The sequence below is a fragment of the Calditerricola yamamurae genome (assembly GCF_054654135.1).
This window is the reverse complement of sequence record NZ_BAAIFH010000004.1, coordinates 300,824-318,711: the sequence shown is the minus strand read 5'-3', so window position 1 is coordinate 318,711 and position 17,888 is coordinate 300,824. Positions and strand designations below refer to the sequence as shown.

Sequence of the window (17,888 nt, the reverse complement as noted above, 5' to 3'; positions counted from 1 at the left end):
CCCTTTTCGTTTTTTCGAAGCCGAGGACGTCAGGCGATCGCGCCGCCCTTGGCTTCGGGGGCGACTTTGGACAAGTCACCGCGCGACTTGACATACGGGGCTTCGTGCAGTTCGGGCTTGGTCTTGCCCGTCCAGATGTTCATCCACAAGCGGATGGCGGCAAGGAGCAAGGCGATGACGATGACGATGAACACGGCGGTTACGGCCGCGTCGATGTAGTCGTTCATGAGCATCTTGTGGGCTTCCTCCACCGTCTTGGCCGGCGCCGGCAGCTGCCCGGCCGCCAGGCTCTCCTTGATCATGTTGGCGTGGGCGAGGAACCCGATTTTCGGCGAGCTGTGGAATAGCTTCTGGAAGCCGGCGGTCAGGGTCACCACCGACAGCCAGGCGAGCGGTACCAGCGTCACCCATGCGTAACGGGTCTTGCCCATCTTGATGACGATCGTCGTCCCCACCACCAGGGCGATGGCGGCGAGCATCTGGTTGGCGATGCCGAAGAGCGGCCACAGGGTGTTGATGCCGCCCAGCGGGTCGGTTACCCCCTGGTACAGGAAGTACCCCCATGCCGAGCAGATCAGGGCGCTGGCGATGAGGTTGGCCGGCAACCAGTCGGTGCGCCGCATCTTCGGCCAGATGTTACCCAGAAGGTCCTGGATCATGAAGCGGCCGATGCGCGTCCCGGCGTCGATGGTGGTGAGGATGAACACTGCCTCGAACAGGATGGCGAAGTGGTACCAGAAGGCCATCAACGTATCGCCGCCGAAGACGCGGGACAGGATGTACGCCATCCCGATGGCCAGCGTCGGGGCGCCGCCGGTTCGCGAGAGAACCGTTTCTTCCTCAATTTGCTCCGACAGGCGCTGGAAGTCTTCCGGTGTCACGGTGAAGCCCCACGAGCTGATCGTCTCCGCCGCCTTGACCACGTCGGTGCCGATTACCGCCGCCGGGCTGTTAATGCCGAAGTAGATCCCCGGCGTCAGGAGCGTGGCGGCGATCATGGCCATGATGGCGACGAAGGACTCCATCAGCATGCCGCCGTACCCGACCAGGCGCGCATGGGATTCCTTGGCGATGAGTTTCGGCGTCGTCCCGGACGACACCAGTGAATGGAAGCCGGAGATGGCACCGCAGGCGATGGTGATGAACAGGAAAGGGAACAGGTTCCCGGCGAACACTGGGCCGGTGCCGTCGGCAAACTTGGTGATGGCCGGCATTTGAATCTCCGGCATGACGAGGAAAATGGCCCCGGCCAGTACGAAAATTGTTCCGATTTTCAAGAAGCTCGACAGGTAGTCACGCGGCGCGAGCAAGAGCCACACCGGCAGCACCGAAGCGACAAACCCGTAGGCGATCATCCACAGGGCGATTGCCTCACCGCTCAGCGTGAAGAGATCGGCCAGCGCCGGGTGCTGCGCCACGTAGCGGCCGCCCCACAGCGCGAGGAGGAGCAGGACCAGGCCGAGCAGCGACCCTTCCAGCACTTTCCCCGGCCGCAGGTAGCGCATGTAGACGCCCATCAGGAGGGCGATCGGAATGGTCATGGCGATGGTGAAGGTGCCCCACGGGCTGTGCGCAAGGGCCTTGACCACCACGAGGGCGAGGACCGCGATGAGGATGATCATGATGGACAAAATGCCGATCATGGCGAGGACGCCGACAAACGGTCCGATCTCCTCCTTGGCGATCTGGCCCAAGCTCTTTCCGTTGCGGCGCATGGAGGCGAACAGGATGATGAAGTCCTGGACGCAGCCGCCGAGCACGGCGCCGACGATGATCCACAGCGTGCCGGGCAGGTAGCCCATTTGCGCCGCCAGAATCGGTCCGACCAGGGGACCTGCACCGGCAATGGCCGCAAAGTGGTGGCCGTAGACGACCCACTTGTTTGTCGGCACAAAGTCCTTTCCGTCGTTGATCACTTCGGCGGGCGTCGCCCGATTGTCGTCCAATTGCATGATTTTTGTGGCGATGAACCGGCTATAAAACCGGTAGGCCACCAAGTAGGTCCCGATGGCTGCGGTCAAGAGCCACGCCGCGCTGATCGTTTCGCCGCGATGCAGCGCGATCACGGCCAGCCCCGCCGCGCCGAGGATGGCGATGACGGTCCAGATGAGGATGGACAGGATGCCCCGCTTGAAGCGCGACACGATGGTCACTCCTTTCGTCAGGATACGTACGTCGTGGACGGGGGGCTCGTCAGGTAGGGGCGCGTCACCTCCATGTAACCGCTTAAGGTTCATCATTTTTATTTTATTATTACTATACGGGAAAACACAAAAAAACGAAAGACAAGATTTTTTGCGTGACGCGCAGCAATGGAGGAAGCCATATCTCGCCGCGCGGGCATACTAAACCATGAGGGTGTGTGGTGGATGCCATGCGGAGGGTCGGTGGATACGGGTGACGATCGCATTGTCCTTTTTGTCCGCCTTTTTTCTTGTTTCCGTGCTGGTGCCGCCCGTTCGTCGGTTGGCCGTTGCGCTGGGGTGGGTGGACCGTCCCGCTGGACGGAAGCGACATCGCGGCCCGATTCCCCTGAGCGGTGGATGGGCGCTGTTTTTGGCGGTCGGGATTGTCGCCGTCGCGTTCGGTCCGCCGCACCTGGCCCCCGTGCTGGTGGGCGGCGGACTTTTGCTCGTCCTCATCGGGCTCCTGGACGATGGGTACAAGGCGCGGCGGCGCGAGCTGCCCCCGCTGCCCAAGCTGATCGCGCAGGTGGCGGCGGCACTCGTGCCCTTCGTAGCCGGTGTGCGCGTCTATGGCGTGCGCGATGTCGTCGACGGCGGAATGATCCTGTTTCCCCTGTGGCTGTCGCTGCTGGCAACGATGCTGTGGGTGGTGGTCCTCATCAACATCATCAATTTCCTCGACGGTGCGGATGGGTTGGCCGCCGGTGTAACGGCCATTGCCGCCGCCAGCCTGACGGTGATCGCCCTGTTGAAAGGGCAGGCCACAACGGCTGTGCTGACGGCCGCCCTGATGGGCGCTTGCCTGGCGTTCCTGCGCTTCAACCTGCCGCCGGCGACGATCTTCATGGGCGACACCGGATCGGCGTTTTTGGGGTACTATTTGGCCGTCGTGGCGCTGGACGGGACGCTGAAAACCGTTACGTTTCTCTCGCTGGTGGCCATGCTGCTGGTTTTCGGAGTGCCGTTGTTTGACAGCGTACAGGTGATCCTGCGCCGCTTGCGGGAAGGGCGGCCCATTTACCAGGCCGACCGTTTCCATGTCCACCATCGCCTGCTGGCGTACGGCCTCACGCAGGCGCAGACGCTGGCCGTCTTGTACGGGGTGTCGGTTTTGCTGTCCGTGGTTTCCCTCCTCCTCTATTGGTGGGTGGTCGGGTAGTCCGAAGACGTGAGAAAATTGAGTTGACCTATCTGATTTCAGGGAGTAAGATAGGGGTAACGCCCGATGGAAATTGCATACGACCGGAACACATCCCCTTATCGAGAGAGGGGGAGGGACTGGCCCGATGAACCCTCGGCAACCGGCCCACACTTCCCGCGCGGTGAGCACGGTGCCAATTCCAGAAAAGGCGCGCGGCGGGCGCGCCTTTGAAGATAAGGAGAGAAAAGCGCGCCCTTTTCTCTTCGTTCAAAGGGGAGAAGGGCGCGTTGATTTTTCCGAGGAGGGTGAGGGCTCATGGCGTTTAAGTATCAATGGAAGTGGGCGGAGGACCCGTCCAAGCTGAACAAGGTGGAGCTCCTGAAGCTCAACCGCGATGGCCTCGACATTCTCGACGACATTGAGCGGCTGGCGGCGGCCGGGCACGAGGCGCTGACCGACGACGACCTGCAACTCCTGAAGTGGGCCGGGATCTACGCGCAACGGCCGAAGGAGGACGGCTTCTTCATGATGCGCATCCGCGTGCCGTCGGGCGTGCTCAACAGCCGGCAAGCGCGCGAGGTGGCCCGCATCAGTCGCGAATACGGACGCAGCCTGGTCGACGTGACGACGCGGCAGTGCTTCCAGCTGCACTGGGTGCGCATCGAAAACTGCCCCGAAATCTTCAAGCGCCTGGCCGAGGTGGGGCTCTATACCTATGAAGCCTGTGGCGACTGCCCGCGCAACATCGTCGGCAACCCGCTGGCCGGCATTGATCCCCACGAGCTGATCGACACGCGTCCCATCGTGGAAGCCGTGCAAAACGCGATCTGGATGAACCGCGAATTTTCGAACCTGCCGCGGAAGTACAAGATTTCGATATCGGCGAACATTTACAACGCAGCCCATGCCGAAATCAACGACTTGGCCTTCACCCCGGCGATGAAAATGATCGACGGGGAGGAAGTGGTTGGCTTCCACGTATGGGTGGGCGGCGGCCTGTCCTCCAAGCCGCACATGGCCCGGCAGCTCGACATGTTCGTGCGGCCGGAAGAGGTGGTCAAGGTCGCCGTTGGCGTCACCCGCGTGTTCCGCGACTACGGCTATCGGGAGAAGCGCCACCGCGCCCGCCTGAAGTTCCTCGTCGCCGACTGGGGGGTCGAGAAGTTCCAGGAAGTCCTCGAGGGCTACATCGGGAAGTTTCCCGGGCGGGGCGAGGACAAGATCGTCGGCTGGAACGCGGGCTACTTCACCGGCGTGCACCGGCAGAAGCAAGAGGGGCTGTACTACGTCGGCCTGTCGGTGCCGGTTGGCCGCATGAGTGCCGACGAGCTGGAAGGGTTGGCTGAGCTGGCCGACAAGTACGGCAATGGCTCGCTGCGCACGTGCAACACGCAGAACATTCTGATCACACACGTGCCGGAAAACAAGGTGGAGGCGCTGCTCGCCGAACCGCTCCTGAAGCGCATCACCCCGTTCCCGAAAACCTTCTCCGGCCATGCCGTTTCCTGCACGGGGATCGAGTTTTGCAACCTGGCCCTTACCGAAACCAAGGAGCGCATGCGCAAGATCGTCGCGTATCTCGACGAACGCATCCCTCTCGACGTGCCTATCCGCCTGCACATCAACGGCTGCCCCAACTCCTGCGGCCAGCAGCAGATCGCCGACATTGGCCTGCAGGGCGCGCTGGTGAAGACGCCGGAAGGGATGAAGGAGGCGTTCGACATCGCCATCGGCGGGAAGCTCGGGCCTGGGGCGACGTTCAACACCAAACTGAAAGGGCGGGTGCCGGCCGTGTACGTCCCCTACGTGCTGGAGGCGCTGATCGCGTTCTACCGCGACGAGCGCCGGAAGGGCGAGGACTTCCACGCTTTCGTCCGCCGTGTCGGCGTCGATGCGTTCCAGGCCAAGCTCGACGAAGTGCTGACCGAGACGGTGAGCGGCTAGCTTATCGGGATCGGAAAAACGGCGGGTCGGCATTTGGGCGGCTGGCCGCGTGCCGCTTGGGCTCGGCTCGCGAGTTCGGGAAAAGGTGGGAAGAAGATGGCGGAAGCGGGATGGTACTTGTATCGCCTGGAAGCGCGCCTGAACGACGGCCGGCTGGTGACGGTGGTCGTGGCGGCGGCGAACGAGGAAAAGGCGTTCCAGTACGCCGAAAGCCACCTGGAGCGTGACCTGGTCTTTCGCTCGCGCGTGGCGGAACTCTCGCTGGTAGAGAAGAAATCGCTGCACCCGGGCGTGGGATACGCCGTGGTAACCGCCGAGGTGTGACAGGGCGGGGAAGCGGTTGTTCGGGCTGTGATCGGTGGGGGATAAACGTGACTGGGATCGTGTGCAAGGGGCGGTTGTGCGTGAACCGCCCTTTTCGTTTGGGCTGCCTCACGGCCAATCCAGCCGCCGGTAGTCGTCGGGGATCAGCGCGAAGATCATGCGGTCAGCAGGTTCCCCGTTGGCGCCAGGGGCGCTACGGCGAAGCGTCCCCTCATAGACGAAACCTAGGCGTTCGGGGACGGCGCGGCTTTTCGCATTGCGCGGGTCGACGCGGATCTCGACGCGGTTGGCCTTGAGTCCCTCGAAGGCGAAACGGGTCAGCACCTGCACCGTTTCGGCGGCATGACCGCGCCCCGTCGCGGTGGACCGCAGCCAGTAGCCGATCTCGAAGGTGCGCAGCGACCAGTCGTGCGGATGGAGGGTGCAACCGCCGAGCAGGTGGCCCCCGTTCCGTGCGAAAATGCCCATGGCCAGATCGGTTCGCCGCCGCCAGCGTGTGCGGGTGCGGGCGACGAAGGCCTGGGCGTCGGCGATGGTGTGCACGTGCCGCACCCAGGGCAGCCACGGGGTGAGGTGGCCCCGCGACTCGTGGATCGCTGCCAACAGTTCCGCCGCGTCGTCAAGCCCAAGAGGACGCAACAGCACGCGGGGGCCGTGCAGCGCGTCGGGTACGGAAATGTCGTGGGGGAATGCCATGCCCGTTCCTCCTTCTCGAAGGGCGGTTCCGTTCATCGTATTCCCCCTGCCGCGTTGCGTTTCCCGATATGTGTGGTCCCCGCGCGGCCGAGAAGCGTGGGCGGTCGGGCATTTGCGGGGTGTTTTCCCCATCTGGTATCATTAAGATTATGTGGCAGGAAAAGCGTGGAGCATGTGCGACAACCGCACGACAGGCCGATGCAGGCGGCCACTCCAGGGCGGAATACACGAGGAGGTGCCACCGATGGGTGCGATTTCCCGCCAGCAGGTTGAGCATATCGCCAACCTGGCGCGGCTGTCGCTGACGCCGGAGGAGACGGAGCGGTTTACCGAACAGCTCAACAAGATCCTCGAGTTTGCCCACAAGCTGAACGAACTCAACACCGACAGCGTGGAACCGACGAGCCATGTCTTGCCGCTGGCCAACGTGATGCGCGACGATGCGGTGCGGCCGTCGATTGCGCGGGAGGAGGCGCTCAAAAACGCGCCGGATCATGTGGACGGCCTGTTCCGCGTGCCGAAAGTGATCGAAGGCTAGCCGGCTGAGCCGAGAGGCAGCGGTGAAGCCGGACAAGGCAGTGGTGGTGGAAAGGGGGATACGGCGTGTCGCTGTTGGAGAAATCGATTCAGGAGATCCACAACGGCCTGCATAAAAAGGAATTTTCCGTCCGCGAGCTGGTGGAAGCATCGCTTACCCGGATCCGCGACGTGGATGAGAAGGTTAAGGCCTTCCTCACGTTGGACGAGGAGGGGGCGTTAAAGAAAGCCGACGAGCTCGACCGGCGCCTGGCCGCCGGAGAGGCGATGGGGCTCTTGTACGGCATTCCGGCGGGCATCAAGGACAACATCGTCACCAGGGGCGTGCGCACGACCTGTGCGTCGAAGATCCTGGCCAACTACGAGCCGATCTACAATGCCACGGTGATGGACAAGCTCGACGCCGCCGATGCGGTAATGGTCGGCAAGACGAATATGGACGAGTTTGCCATGGGGTCGTCGACGGAGAACTCCGCCTTCTTCCCCACGCGCAATCCGTGGGACCTCGAACGCGTGCCCGGAGGTTCGAGCGGCGGGTCGGCGGCAGCGGTGGCGGCCGGGGAGGTTGTTTTTGCCCTTGGTTCCGACACCGGCGGCTCCATCCGCCAGCCGGCGGCTTTCTGCGGTGTCGTAGGGCTCAAGCCCACGTACGGTCGCGTTTCCCGCTTTGGGCTTGTGGCCTTTGCCTCCTCCCTCGACCAGATTGGCCCCCTCACGCGTACCGTGGCCGATGCTGCCTACGTGCTCCAGGCTATCGCTGGACACGACCCGCAGGATTCCACTTCGGCCAACGTTGAGGTGCCGGATTACACGGCGGCCCTCACCGGCGACGTGAAGGGCCTGAAAATTGCCGTGCCCAAGGAGTACCTCGGCGACGGCATCGACGAGGGCGTGCGCCAGCGGGTGCTTGAGGCGCTGAAGGTGTTCGCCTCGCTGGGTGCCGAATGGGAGGAGGTCTCCCTGCCGCACAGCGACTACGCCGTGGCCTGCTACTACCTGATCGCCCCGTCGGAGGCGTCGTCCAATCTGGCGCGCTATGACGGCGTGCGCTACGGCGTGCGCGTGGAGGCGGACAACCTCGTCGACATGTACAAGCAGACGCGCAGCCAGGGCTTCGGTCCCGAGGTGAAGCGGCGGATCATGCTTGGCACCTTCGCCCTCAGTTCGGGCTACTACGACGCGTACTACCTGAAGGCGCAGAAGGTGCGCACGCTGATCAAGCAGGATTTCGAGCGGCTCTTCGAACGCTTCGACGTGGTGATCGGCCCGACCGCGCCGACGACCGCCTTCAAGCTCGGCGAGAAGGTAAACGACCCGCTGACGATGTACCTGAACGACATCTGTACCATTCCGGTCAACCTGGCCGGGCTGCCGGCGATCAGCGTCCCGTGCGGCCTTTCCGACGGGCTGCCGGTGGGGCTGCAGATCATCGGCAAGCCCTTCGACGAGCTGACGGTGCTGCGCGCCGCGTACGCCTTCGAGGTGCACACCGATCACCACAAGGCGCGTCCGGCGCTGTGAGGGAGGGGAACGGACGATGAACTTTGAGACGGTCATCGGGCTGGAAGTGCACGTCGAACTGGCGACGAAGTCGAAGATTTTCTGCAGCTGTTCCACGGAATTCGGCGCCCCGCCCAACACCAACGTGTGTCCGATCTGCCTCGGCCATCCGGGGGTTCTGCCGGTGCTCAACCGCCAGGCCGTGGAGTTCGCCATGAAGGCAGCGCTGGCCCTCAACTGCGAGATCGCCGAGGAGTGCAAGTTCGATCGCAAGAACTACTTCTACCCCGATCTGCCCAAGGCGTACCAGATTTCCCAGTACGACCGGCCCCTTGCCAAAAACGGCTGGGTCGAGATTGAGGTGAACGGGCGCAAAAAGCGCGTCGGCATCACCCGCCTGCACCTGGAGGAGGACGCCGGGAAGTCGCTCCACGCCGAGGACGGCGGCAACTATTCCCTTGTTGACTTCAACCGCGTTGGTGTGCCGCTCATCGAGATCGTCACCGAACCGGACCTTCGCTCGCCGGAGGAGGCGCGCCTGTTCCTGGAGAAGTTGCGGCAGATCCTTCTCTACACCGGCGTCTCGGACGTAAAGATGGAAGAGGGGTCGCTGCGCTGCGACGCCAACATCTCCCTGCGTCCGGTGGGTGCCGACACCTTCGGCACGAAGACGGAGTTGAAAAACCTCAATTCCTTCCGCTTTGTGCAGAAAGGTCTCGAGTATGAGGAAAAACGCCAGCGGGAGATTCTCATGAGCGGCGGCGTCGTGGAGCAGGAAACGCGGCGCTGGGACGAGCAGAAGGAGATTACCGTGCCCATGCGCGGCAAAGAGGAGGCCCACGATTACCGCTACTTCCCGGAACCGGACCTCGTGCGCCTCGTCATCGACCGCGAGTGGGTGGAACGGGTGAAGGCTGAGCTGCCGGAGCTGCCCGATGCGCGGCGCGAGCGGTACATGCGCGACTACGGCCTGTCGGCGTACGATGCCGGTGTGTTGACGGCCTCGAAGGACCTGTCCGACTACTACGAGGAAGTGGTCAAGCACTGCCAGGATCCGAAAACGGCGGCCAACTGGGTGATGGTGGAGCTGATGGGCTACGTTAACGCCCAGGGGATCGAGGTGCGCGACGTCAAGCTTTCGCCGGCGAACCTTGGCAAGCTGATTACCCTGATCAACAAGGGTACCATCAGCGGGAAGATCGCCAAGCAGGTCTTCAAGGAGCTCCTGGAGACGGATCGGGATCCCGAGGCGATCGTCAAGGAGAAGGGGCTGGTGCAAATCACCGACCCCGAGGTGCTGCGACCGATCGTTCTCCAGGTCCTCGACGCCAATGCGCAGTCGGTTGTGGACTACAAGAACGGTAAAGACCGCGCGCTGGGCTTCCTCGTCGGCCAGGTGATGAAGGCCACGAAGGGCAAGGCCAATCCCGAGCTTGTCAACAAGCTGCTTCTGGAGGAGATCGCCAAGCGGTAAAGGGCTGTGCGGCCCCATGTGGGCTTTCTCGGGGGGATTCGAGGGGATGGAATCAGCCGTGCCGGAGAAGTGGATAACACTCCGGCGCGGCTTGAAGGGGTGAGCCACCGATGAACGCGACGATCCGTTTGCTCCAGAACCATCGCTCGATTCGCCGGTACGAGCCGCGGCCCATTCCGGACGAGATGGTGGAGGCGATCATCCGGAGCGCGCAGGCGGCCTCCACCTCCAGCTACGTGCAGGCGTACACGATTATCGGCGTCACCGACCCGGCGAAAAAGAAGGCCCTTGCCGAGCTGTCGGGCAATGCCCATGTGGAGACGTGCCCGCTCTTTCTCGTCTTCTGTGCCGACCTGAGGCGGCTGCAGGTGGCCGCCGCCCGTCACGGCGTCGAAGCGCAGGTCACCTCAACCGAGCCATTCCTCGTCGCCACCGTCGACGCGGCGCTGGCGGCGCAAAACGCGGCCATTGCCGCCGAGTCGCTGGGGCTCGGCATCTGCTACATCGGCGGCATCCGCAACCGCATCGACGAGGTGTGCGCGCTGCTGGACATCCCCCGCCTCGTGTATCCTGTCTTCGGCATGACGGTGGGCTTCCCGGCCGACGAACCGGGGAAAAAGCCGCGCCTTCCCCTGGAGGCCGTCTACCACCGCGAGCGGTACGAGCCGGAGCGCGACCAGCACCTCGGCGCCTACGACGAGACCGTCAGCCGCTATTACACCGAGCGGACGGGCGGCCGGCGTACCCACGGGTGGACGGACTACATTGCCGAGCTCCTCAAAGAGCCGCGCCGTACGCATTTGCTGGCCTTTTTGCGCCGGCAGGGGTTCTTGCAGGACACCCTGAACCGGGAAGGCGAGGATGAGGAGCGGTGATGGCGGACGTGCGGCGTCCCGGCGTGCTCGTCATCGCCCACGGTTCGCGCGACGAAGACTGGGTGCAGCTCGTTGATGCAGCCCTCCAACGCCTTCGGACGGTCTTCCCCGGCGTGCCGGTGACCGCCGGCTACCTGGAGCTGGTGGACGGACGGCTCATCCCCGACGGCGTGCGCTGGCTCGAAGGGCAGGGCGTAACCGATATTGTGGCCGTTCCCCTGTTCGTCTCTTCGGGCAGCACGCACATTGACGAAATTCAATGGGCCCTCGGCGTCAAGGCCGAGCCGGCACTGGAGACCGACCTGGCGCGTGTGCACACGGCTTGCCGTGTGCACATCTGCCCGCCGATGGACGACCATCCGCTGATCGCGGAGATCGTCGCCGAGCGGGCCCGCGCCCTGGCGGAGAACCCGGCGCGGGAGGTGCTTGTGTTGGTGGGCCACGGCAGCGAGCATCCCGGTTTCCGCGAGCGGTGGGAGGGCCTGCTGGAGCGCCTGACACGCCGGGTGGGGCAGGCGGTCGGCTTTGCGAAGGCGACCTATGCCACCTTTCACCCCGATACCCTGCGCGACCGCGTGGCGGAGGCCGCGCGGCGCGGCCGCGTCGTGGTGGTGCCCCTGTTCCTCAGCGCCGGCTATTTTACCCGCACGGTAATTCCGCAGAAGCTCGCGGGCCTGTCCTACGCCTACAGCGGAGAAGCCTACCTCCCCCACGAGAATGTGTACCGCTGGCTAGAAGAGACGGTGCGGCAGGGTTTGGCGAGGGCGGCCGCGCCATCGCCGCGCGGGTGAGGCTGCATGCGTGCGCGACTGATTTACAATCCCTCGGCGGGGCGCGAGGAAATCAAAAAGCGCCTGCCCGAGGTGCTGGATGCCCTCGAGGCGGCCGGCCTGGAGACGTCCTGCCACATGACGAAGGGGGAAGGCGATGCCACACGCGCGGCGGAAGAAGCGGTGACGCGCGGGTTTGACGTGGTGATCGCCGCCGGCGGTGACGGCACGGTGTACGAGGTGGTCAACGGCCTGGCGGGAAGGCCGCGCCGGCCCAAGCTCGGCATCTTGCCCTGCGGCACGTCGAACGATTTCGCCACGGCCCTCGGCATCCCGCGGTCGCTGGCGGGCGCCTGCGCGGTGATCGCCGGCGGCCGCACCAAGGCGGTTGACGTGGGCAAGATGAACGACCGCTATTTCATCAACATCGCCGGCGCGGGGTGGCTGACCGAGCTTACCTACGAGGTACCGAGCCGGCTGAAGACGCTCCTCGGGCAAATGGCCTATTACGTCAAAGGTATTGAGAAGCTGCCGTTTATCTCCCCGCGTCATGTCCAGCTCCGCTACCCCGGCGGCACGCTGGAGGCCGACGTGATGCTCGTTCTCGTAGCCAACAGCCCCACCGTGGGCGGATTTGAACGCTTGGCTCCCGAGGCCGACGTGTCCGACGGGCAGCTGGACGTCATCGTGCTGAAAAAGACCACCCTGCCTGTCTTCGTGCGCCTGGCCAGGCAGGCGCTTGCCGGCCAACACGTGCGCGACCCGCTCGTGGTGTACTTCCAGACGCCATGGCTGGAAGCGCGGTCGACGGATCGCGTGCTGGTCAATCTTGATGGCGAACTGGGCGGGGAACTCCCCTGCCGCATCGAGGTGCTCCCGCAACATCTCGAGGTGTTTGTTCCCGCTGGCGGTTGAGGCACGGGTCGCGCGCCGCAGGACAGGGAATCGGCCGGCTCCACGGCAGGAACCAAAACCGGGAAGCGGCAAAGGAGAGGCGACGATGAAACCGGCATGCCCCCCGGTGGAACCGGGTGATCTCGTTGAACTGGATATTTCCGGCATCGCCCACGACGGCAACGGCGTGGGGCGCTACGAGGGCTTTACGCTGTTTGTCTCCGGCGCCCTTCCAGGGGAGCGGGTGCGCGCCCGGGTCGTCGAGGTGGCCAAAACCTTTGGCCGGGCCGAGGTGGCCAAGGTGCTCATGACCAGTTTCCTGCGTACCGTGCCGCCCTGTCCGGTGGTGGGCGCCTGCGGCGGCTGCACGCTGCAGCACGCCGCCTATGAAGGGCAGCTGTCCCTGAAGCGGCGCATCGTGGCCGACGCCTTCGCCCGCATCGCCCGCCTGCCCGATGTCCCCGTCCGCTCCGTGATCGGCATGACGGACCCGTGGCGCTACCGCAACAAGGTGCAGGTGCCCGTTGGGGCAGAAGACGGACGGCTCGTGGCCGGCTTTTTCGCCAAGGGGACGCACACCGTCGTGGATCTGAAGGGTTGCCTCCTCCAGCCGGAACCGATGGAGGCGGCGGTGCGCGCCGTTAAGGAGGCGGCGGCTGCGCTGGGCATCCCGCCCTATGACCACGTCCGCCACGAAGGCGTGCTGCGCCATGTCGTTGTCCGCGTCGGCTTTCGCACCGGTGAGGTGATGGTCATCCTCGTCGCGGCCACGCCTGCCGTGCCGCGCCTGGATGAGCTGGTTGCCGCCATCCGCGCGCGCGTGCCCGGTGTTCGTTCGATCGTGCTCAACGTCAATCGCGCGAAAAGCAGCGTTGTCCTCGGCGACGAGATGCGTCTCCTGTGGGGGTGCGAGGTGATCCACGACGAGCTGGGGGGTCTGCGCTTTGCCATCTCCCCGCGCTCCTTTTACCAGGTCAACCCGCTCCAGACCGAGGTGCTGTACGAGCAGGTGCGCCGCTATGCCGCCCTCACGGGGACGGAGACGGTGATCGACGCCTACTGCGGCGTGGGCACGATCGCCCTCGTGCTGGCCCGCCACGCCAAGGAAGTGTACGGCGTGGAGGTCGTCCCCGAGGCGGTGCGCGACGCCTGGCGCAACGCTGCCCTCAACGGCATCGCCAACGTGCACTTCGCCGTGGGCCGGGCGGAAGACATCCTGCCACGCTGGCGGAGGGAAGGGATCCATCCCGACGTGGTGGTGGTCGACCCGCCGCGCAAGGGCTGTGCGCGGTCCCTCCTCGATACGCTGGTGCAGGTCAGGCCGGAGCGCGTTGTCTACGTCTCGTGCAACCCGGCGACGCTGGCCCGCGACTGCCGCATCCTGGCCGACGGGGGCTTTCGCGTCGTCGAGGTGCAGCCGGTCGACCTCTTCCCGCACACGGCGCACGTGGAGTGCGTGGCGCTGCTGAAGAACACACGTGCATCGTGACGGGAGCGGCCGGTTCCCTTCCTGTTCGAAATCATTTTTTATAAAATTAAAAAAACCGTTTGTTTCTCATGTGTGCCAAAGATGACCATGGGTTCGTTCAAGAGGAGGCGAGACCATGAAACGATTGGTGTGCTGCGGGAAACGACAAGGCGTTGTGGATCTATGTGGGAATTGCGGCAACGTTGTTGATGCTGTTGGTTGGCAAATAAGGTATTCCCGCGCCGAACCCGATCACACTCGTTGCGGAAGAGGCTGTCGACCAGCGTGCGGTGAACCTCCCACGTCCGATACCGCATGACCTACGGATCGGATGCATATGCGAACCCATCGGTTGTGTCTTCTGCCGTTGACACCGCAGGATATGCTGCGTATCCTTTAATTTAGACAGTTTTCTAATTATCTAATTGGAGGGTTCGCCATGCGCGAAATGGGGCCACGTTCGGTCGAGAGGGGGACAGCCGATGGGGCTGTCTGATGTGTTCAAAGCGTTGGCCGATCCGACGCGCCGCGCCATCCTTGACTTGCTGAAAGGCGGCGACCGCACGGCCGGCGAGATCGCCGAGCGGTTTTCCATCAGCAAGCCGAGCATCTCCCATCATCTGAACGTGCTGAAGCAGGCCAACCTGGTGCAGGACGAGCGCCGGGGGCAGCATGTCGTGTACTCGCTGAACACAACGGTGTTTCATGAGGTGCTGAAGTGGATGCTGACACTTGCCAAAGCCAAGGGAGGGAAAGAATGAGTCGTCCGTGGTTGGGAGTGGTTTTGTTTGTCGTGGCGGCGGCCATCAGCGTGGTCGCGTACCCCTTTTTGCCGGAGACGGTGCCGATCCACTGGAACCTGCGGGGCGAGGCGGATGGTTTCGCCCCGAAGGCGGTGGCGCTGGCGCTCACCCCGGCGTTGATCCTGGTGTTCGCCGGGTTACTGCGCATTCTGCCGGCCATTGACCCCAAGCGCGAGGAAATCCGCCGGTTTGAGCGGTCGTACCACATGGCGATCAATCTCATCCTTACGCTCCTGCTGGTGATTCACGCGATGGTCGTGGCCAACGGTGCCGGGTGGTCGGTCGACGTTTCGGTTGTGCTTCCCCTGCTTATCGGGCTGTTGTTCCTCTTTCTCGGCAACGAGATGCCGCGGTTCCGGCAAAATTTCTTTCTTGGCATCCGGACGCCGTGGACGCTGTCGGACGAGGAGGTTTGGCGGCAGACCCACCGCGTGGGCGGGCGCGTCTTTGTGGTTGGTGGCGCGCTGATGATGGCCGCATCGTTTTTGCCCGCGCCGCAGCGTTTTGCGGTCTTTTTGGCCGCGGCGGTGGCAAGCAGCCTCATCCCCGTGGTGCTGTCGTACGTGTACTATCGGCGCCGCACGCGGTGAGGCTTCAGGGAGGGGACAAACGGAAGCATCCCCAACCAAAAGGAAGGGAGGACGTATGGGTGAACCCATCGATGCGGAATCGAGGCGGCCTGCGGGGCCGCATTGCCGTGGTGACGGGCGTTGGACGCATGAAGGGAATCGGCGCCGCCGTGTGCCGGGCGCTCGCCGCCGACGGGGCGGACATCTTCTTCACGTACTGGACGCCGTACGATCGCGCCATGCCGTGGGGGACCGCCCCGGACAACCCGGACGTCCTGGCGGAGGAGCTGAGGCGACTGGGTGTGCGCTGTGCCCACGCGGAACTCGACCTTTCTCGTCCCGAAGCGCCCGAAACCTTATTAGATGCGGTGGAACAACAGCTCGGCCCCCCGTCGATCCTGGTCAACAACGCGTGTCATTCTGACCTTGACGGGTGGGACCGGTTGGACGCGGCGACCTTGGATGCGCATTACGCGGTCAACGTGCGGGCCACCGTGTTGCTCAGCGTGGCCTTCGCCCGCCGGTTTCGCGGAGGGTCGGGCGGGCGGATCATCAACCTGACATCGGGGCAGTCGCGCGGTCCAATGCCCAAGGAGATCGCCTACGCGACAACGAAAGGTGCCATCGATGCGTTTACCGTCACGTTTGCGGCCGAGGTGGCGTCCCGGGGGATTACGGTCAACGCCGTCAATCCCGGGCCCACCGATACGGGTTGGATGACGGAACAGGTGAAGGCCGAGTTGCTGCCGCGCTTTCCAATGGGTCGCGTCGGCCAGCCGGAGGACGCCGCCCGCCTGATTCGCTTCTTGGCCAGCGACGAGGCGGAGTGGATTACCGGGCAAATCCTCCATTCCGACGGCGGCTTTCGCTACGCGTGAAAAAACGCCACCGTCTCCGCTGCCCGCGGAAGGCGGTGGCGCATTTCTTTACTCGCGTGCGCACCGCAGTTGTTCCAACTTCTTTTGCCGTTCCCATTCCTGGCGCATGCGTTCGCGATGTTCCTGGGCCAGCGCTTTCCACAACGAGACGCACATGGCGGCCAGGATTGCGGCAAAGGGCAAGGCCGCGACGATCGATGCGGTCTGCAGCGCCTTCAGCCCTCCGCTGACGAGGAGAACGGCGGCGATGGCCGCCTGCAGGATGCCCCACGCGACCCGCACGCGGCGCGTGGGGTTGAGGCGCCCGTTGGAGGAGAGCATGCCCAGCACATAGGTGGCCGAGTCGGCCGAGGTGATAAAGAAGGTGATGATGAGCATCGTGGCTAGCGCTGCCGCGATGCTGCCAAAGGGCAGGTGTTCGAGGGTGACGAAGAGGGCGGAGGTCAGATCCGCTTGTACCGCCTGGGTGATGTTGCGGCCGTCGACGATTTCGAGCTTGAGGGCCAGACCTCCAAAGACGGAGAACCACAGGAAGCTGAACACACTGGGGGCGATCAGTGCACCGATGACAAATTCGCGGATGGTACGCCCCTTCGATATGCGGGCGATGAACAGGCCGACGAACGGGGCCCACGCGATCCACCAGGCCCAGTAAAACAAGGTCCAGTTGGCCAGCCACGATCCGTCGGTGAACGGGGCCATGCGCAGGCTCATGCTGATGAGATTCTGCAGGTAGCCCCCCAGTGTGGTGGTGAAGACTTCAAAGAGGAACGATGTCGGACCCACAAATAGCACCACGAGCAACAGCCCCACGGCAACGGCCATGTTGACGTTGCTCAGGGTTTTGATCCCTTTGTTCAATCCCGTCGTCGCCGAGGCGATGTACATTACGGTGAGGATGAGAATGATCACCAATTGTATCGACAACTGGTTGGGGATATCCAGCAAGTGGGACAACCCCCCGTTGATCTGCAGCGCGCCCAACCCGAGCGAGGTGGCCACGCCAAAGGCGGTGGCGAAGATGGCCAGGAGGTCAATGGCTTTCCCCAGCGGGCCGTTTACCTTATGATCGAGGAGCGGTTGGAACGTTGCGCTGATCAAGCTGCTCGTTCCTTTCCGAAACTGGAAATAGGCGATAGACAGGGCGATGACCGTGTAGATGGCCCAGGGGTGTAATCCCCAGTGGAAAAAGGCGTACCGCATGGCCAATCGGGCCGCTTCAGCCGTTTTCCCTTCTGCGTCGAAGGGCGGGTCCACGTAATGGTACATCGGCTCGGCGACGCCCCAGAACACAAGTCCGATCCCCATACCTGCGCTAAAGAGCATGGAAAACCATGTAAGAAGTGAATATTCGGGTTTTTGGCCGTCCGGCCCAAGGCGAATTGACCCGTATTTGCTGAAAGCGAGGGTGAGGGCGAACAGCAAGAAGCCAAAGGTGACCAGCATGTAAAACCAGCCACACTTTTCGATGATCACGCTCAGCAGCCCGTTGGCCGTTTCATTCAGGTTTTGCGGCCAGAACACCCCCCACAACACAAACAACAGGATGATGAAGAACGAAATCGCGAAAACCATGTGGTTCCCTCCTCATTGCTTACTCGGGCGCCGTCACGCTCCTTCACACTCGATTTCACATGTTTTTATTATTGCACAACGGGAGCAGGGGATCAAATCACAAAAAAACATTATTGACATAATTATGAAATAGAATATATTCAAGATCGAAACCTCTGAAAGCCCGGGTTCATGAATGCGGGAGCGTGTAAAGTTTCAGTAGGAACACGGTGAGGAAAAAACGAAAAGAGACCTCACCGCAAGTTGTCTGGCCA

General features: G+C 63.4%; 16 protein-coding genes and 1 riboswitch. Of the genes, 13 read left to right on the top strand and 3 right to left on the bottom strand.

The genetic code is table 11. The features are described from left to right. Window positions 1–29: 29 nt before the first annotated feature. Window positions 30–2,144 carry a carbon starvation CstA family protein gene (locus tag ACYQ0Z_RS02880; RefSeq protein ID WP_459864247.1) on the bottom strand — a complete coding sequence of 705 codons (2,115 nt, stop codon included), beginning with the start codon at window positions 2,142–2,144 and terminating at the stop codon, window positions 30–32. Between the two features lie 253 nt (window positions 2,145–2,397). Between ACYQ0Z_RS02880 and ACYQ0Z_RS02875 the strand changes: the two genes are divergently transcribed. From ACYQ0Z_RS02875 to ACYQ0Z_RS02865, 3 genes are all read left to right on the top strand, one after another. After that, complete coding sequence (locus ACYQ0Z_RS02875) at window positions 2,398–3,345, top strand: MraY family glycosyltransferase (RefSeq protein ID WP_459864245.1); 948 nt, start codon at window positions 2,398–2,400, stop codon at window positions 3,343–3,345. Window positions 3,346–3,440: 95 nt separating this feature from the next. Beyond that, a riboswitch (SAM riboswitch) is annotated at window positions 3,441–3,567 on the top strand. Window positions 3,568–3,642: 75 nt separating this feature from the next. Beyond that, window positions 3,643–5,271 (top strand): nitrite/sulfite reductase, encoded by a 1,629-nt coding sequence (locus ACYQ0Z_RS02870; RefSeq protein ID WP_459864243.1) that lies wholly within the window; start codon window positions 3,643–3,645, stop codon window positions 5,269–5,271. A gap of 96 nt (window positions 5,272–5,367) precedes the next feature. Further along, the gene (locus ACYQ0Z_RS02865) at window positions 5,368–5,595 is read left to right on the top strand and encodes a DUF3906 family protein (RefSeq protein ID WP_459864241.1); all 228 of its coding nucleotides are present in this window, start codon (window positions 5,368–5,370) and stop codon (window positions 5,593–5,595) included. A 108-nt stretch (window positions 5,596–5,703) separates the two neighbouring features. Here the strand turns inward: ACYQ0Z_RS02865 and ACYQ0Z_RS02860 are convergent, their stop codons facing one another. Continuing rightward, window positions 5,704–6,291, bottom strand: a complete 588-nt coding sequence (locus tag ACYQ0Z_RS02860) for a GNAT family N-acetyltransferase (RefSeq protein ID WP_459864239.1) — start codon at window positions 6,289–6,291, stop codon at window positions 5,704–5,706. Window positions 6,292–6,535: 244 nt separating this feature from the next. Between ACYQ0Z_RS02860 and gatC the strand changes: the two genes are divergently transcribed. The 10 genes from gatC (at window position 6,536) to ACYQ0Z_RS02810 (ending at window position 16,059) form a co-directional block, all read left to right on the top strand. Continuing rightward, window positions 6,536–6,829, top strand: a complete 294-nt coding sequence (gene gatC, locus ACYQ0Z_RS02855) for an Asp-tRNA(Asn)/Glu-tRNA(Gln) amidotransferase subunit GatC (RefSeq protein WP_459864237.1) — start codon at window positions 6,536–6,538, stop codon at window positions 6,827–6,829. Window positions 6,830–6,894: 65 nt separating this feature from the next. Beyond that, window positions 6,895–8,349 (top strand): Asp-tRNA(Asn)/Glu-tRNA(Gln) amidotransferase subunit GatA, encoded by a 1,455-nt coding sequence (gene gatA / locus ACYQ0Z_RS02850; protein ID WP_459864235.1) that lies wholly within the window; start codon window positions 6,895–6,897, stop codon window positions 8,347–8,349. A 16-nt stretch (window positions 8,350–8,365) separates the two neighbouring features. Beyond that, window positions 8,366–9,802, top strand: coding sequence for an Asp-tRNA(Asn)/Glu-tRNA(Gln) amidotransferase subunit GatB (gatB, locus tag ACYQ0Z_RS02845; protein ID WP_459864233.1), 1,437 nt, complete (start codon window positions 8,366–8,368; stop codon window positions 9,800–9,802). Window positions 9,803–9,912: 110 nt separating this feature from the next. Next, window positions 9,913–10,677, top strand: a complete 765-nt coding sequence (gene nfsA / locus ACYQ0Z_RS02840; RefSeq protein WP_459864231.1) for an oxygen-insensitive NADPH nitroreductase — start codon at window positions 9,913–9,915, stop codon at window positions 10,675–10,677. Then, window positions 10,677–11,468, top strand: a complete 792-nt coding sequence (locus tag ACYQ0Z_RS02835; RefSeq protein ID WP_459864229.1) for a sirohydrochlorin chelatase — start codon at window positions 10,677–10,679, stop codon at window positions 11,466–11,468. Before nfsA ends, ACYQ0Z_RS02835 begins: the two co-directional genes overlap by 1 nt. Window positions 11,469–11,474: 6 nt before the next feature. After that, the gene (locus ACYQ0Z_RS02830) at window positions 11,475–12,362 is read left to right on the top strand and encodes a diacylglycerol kinase (protein ID WP_459864227.1); all 888 of its coding nucleotides are present in this window, start codon (window positions 11,475–11,477) and stop codon (window positions 12,360–12,362) included. A gap of 85 nt (window positions 12,363–12,447) precedes the next feature. Continuing rightward, window positions 12,448–13,830 (top strand): 23S rRNA (uracil(1939)-C(5))-methyltransferase RlmD, encoded by a 1,383-nt coding sequence (rlmD, locus tag ACYQ0Z_RS02825; RefSeq protein WP_459864225.1) that lies wholly within the window; start codon window positions 12,448–12,450, stop codon window positions 13,828–13,830. Window positions 13,831–14,297: 467 nt separating this feature from the next. Then, window positions 14,298–14,570: an autorepressor SdpR family transcription factor gene (locus tag ACYQ0Z_RS02820; protein ID WP_459865086.1), complete on the top strand. Its 273-nt coding sequence runs from the start codon at window positions 14,298–14,300 to the stop codon at window positions 14,568–14,570. Beyond that, window positions 14,567–15,202, top strand: a complete 636-nt coding sequence (locus tag ACYQ0Z_RS02815) for an SdpI family protein (protein ID WP_459864223.1) — start codon at window positions 14,567–14,569, stop codon at window positions 15,200–15,202. The genes ACYQ0Z_RS02820 and ACYQ0Z_RS02815 overlap by 4 nt, the downstream gene beginning before the upstream one ends. Before the next feature lie 71 nt (window positions 15,203–15,273). Beyond that, entirely contained in the window at window positions 15,274–16,059 is a 786-nt protein-coding gene (locus tag ACYQ0Z_RS02810; RefSeq protein WP_459865084.1) for an SDR family oxidoreductase, read from the top strand. A gap of 48 nt (window positions 16,060–16,107) precedes the next feature. Here the strand turns inward: ACYQ0Z_RS02810 and ACYQ0Z_RS02805 are convergent, their stop codons facing one another. Next, complete coding sequence (locus ACYQ0Z_RS02805) at window positions 16,108–17,634, bottom strand: glycine betaine uptake BCCT transporter (protein ID WP_459864221.1); 1,527 nt, start codon at window positions 17,632–17,634, stop codon at window positions 16,108–16,110. Between the last annotated feature and the right edge of the window lie 254 nt (window positions 17,635–17,888).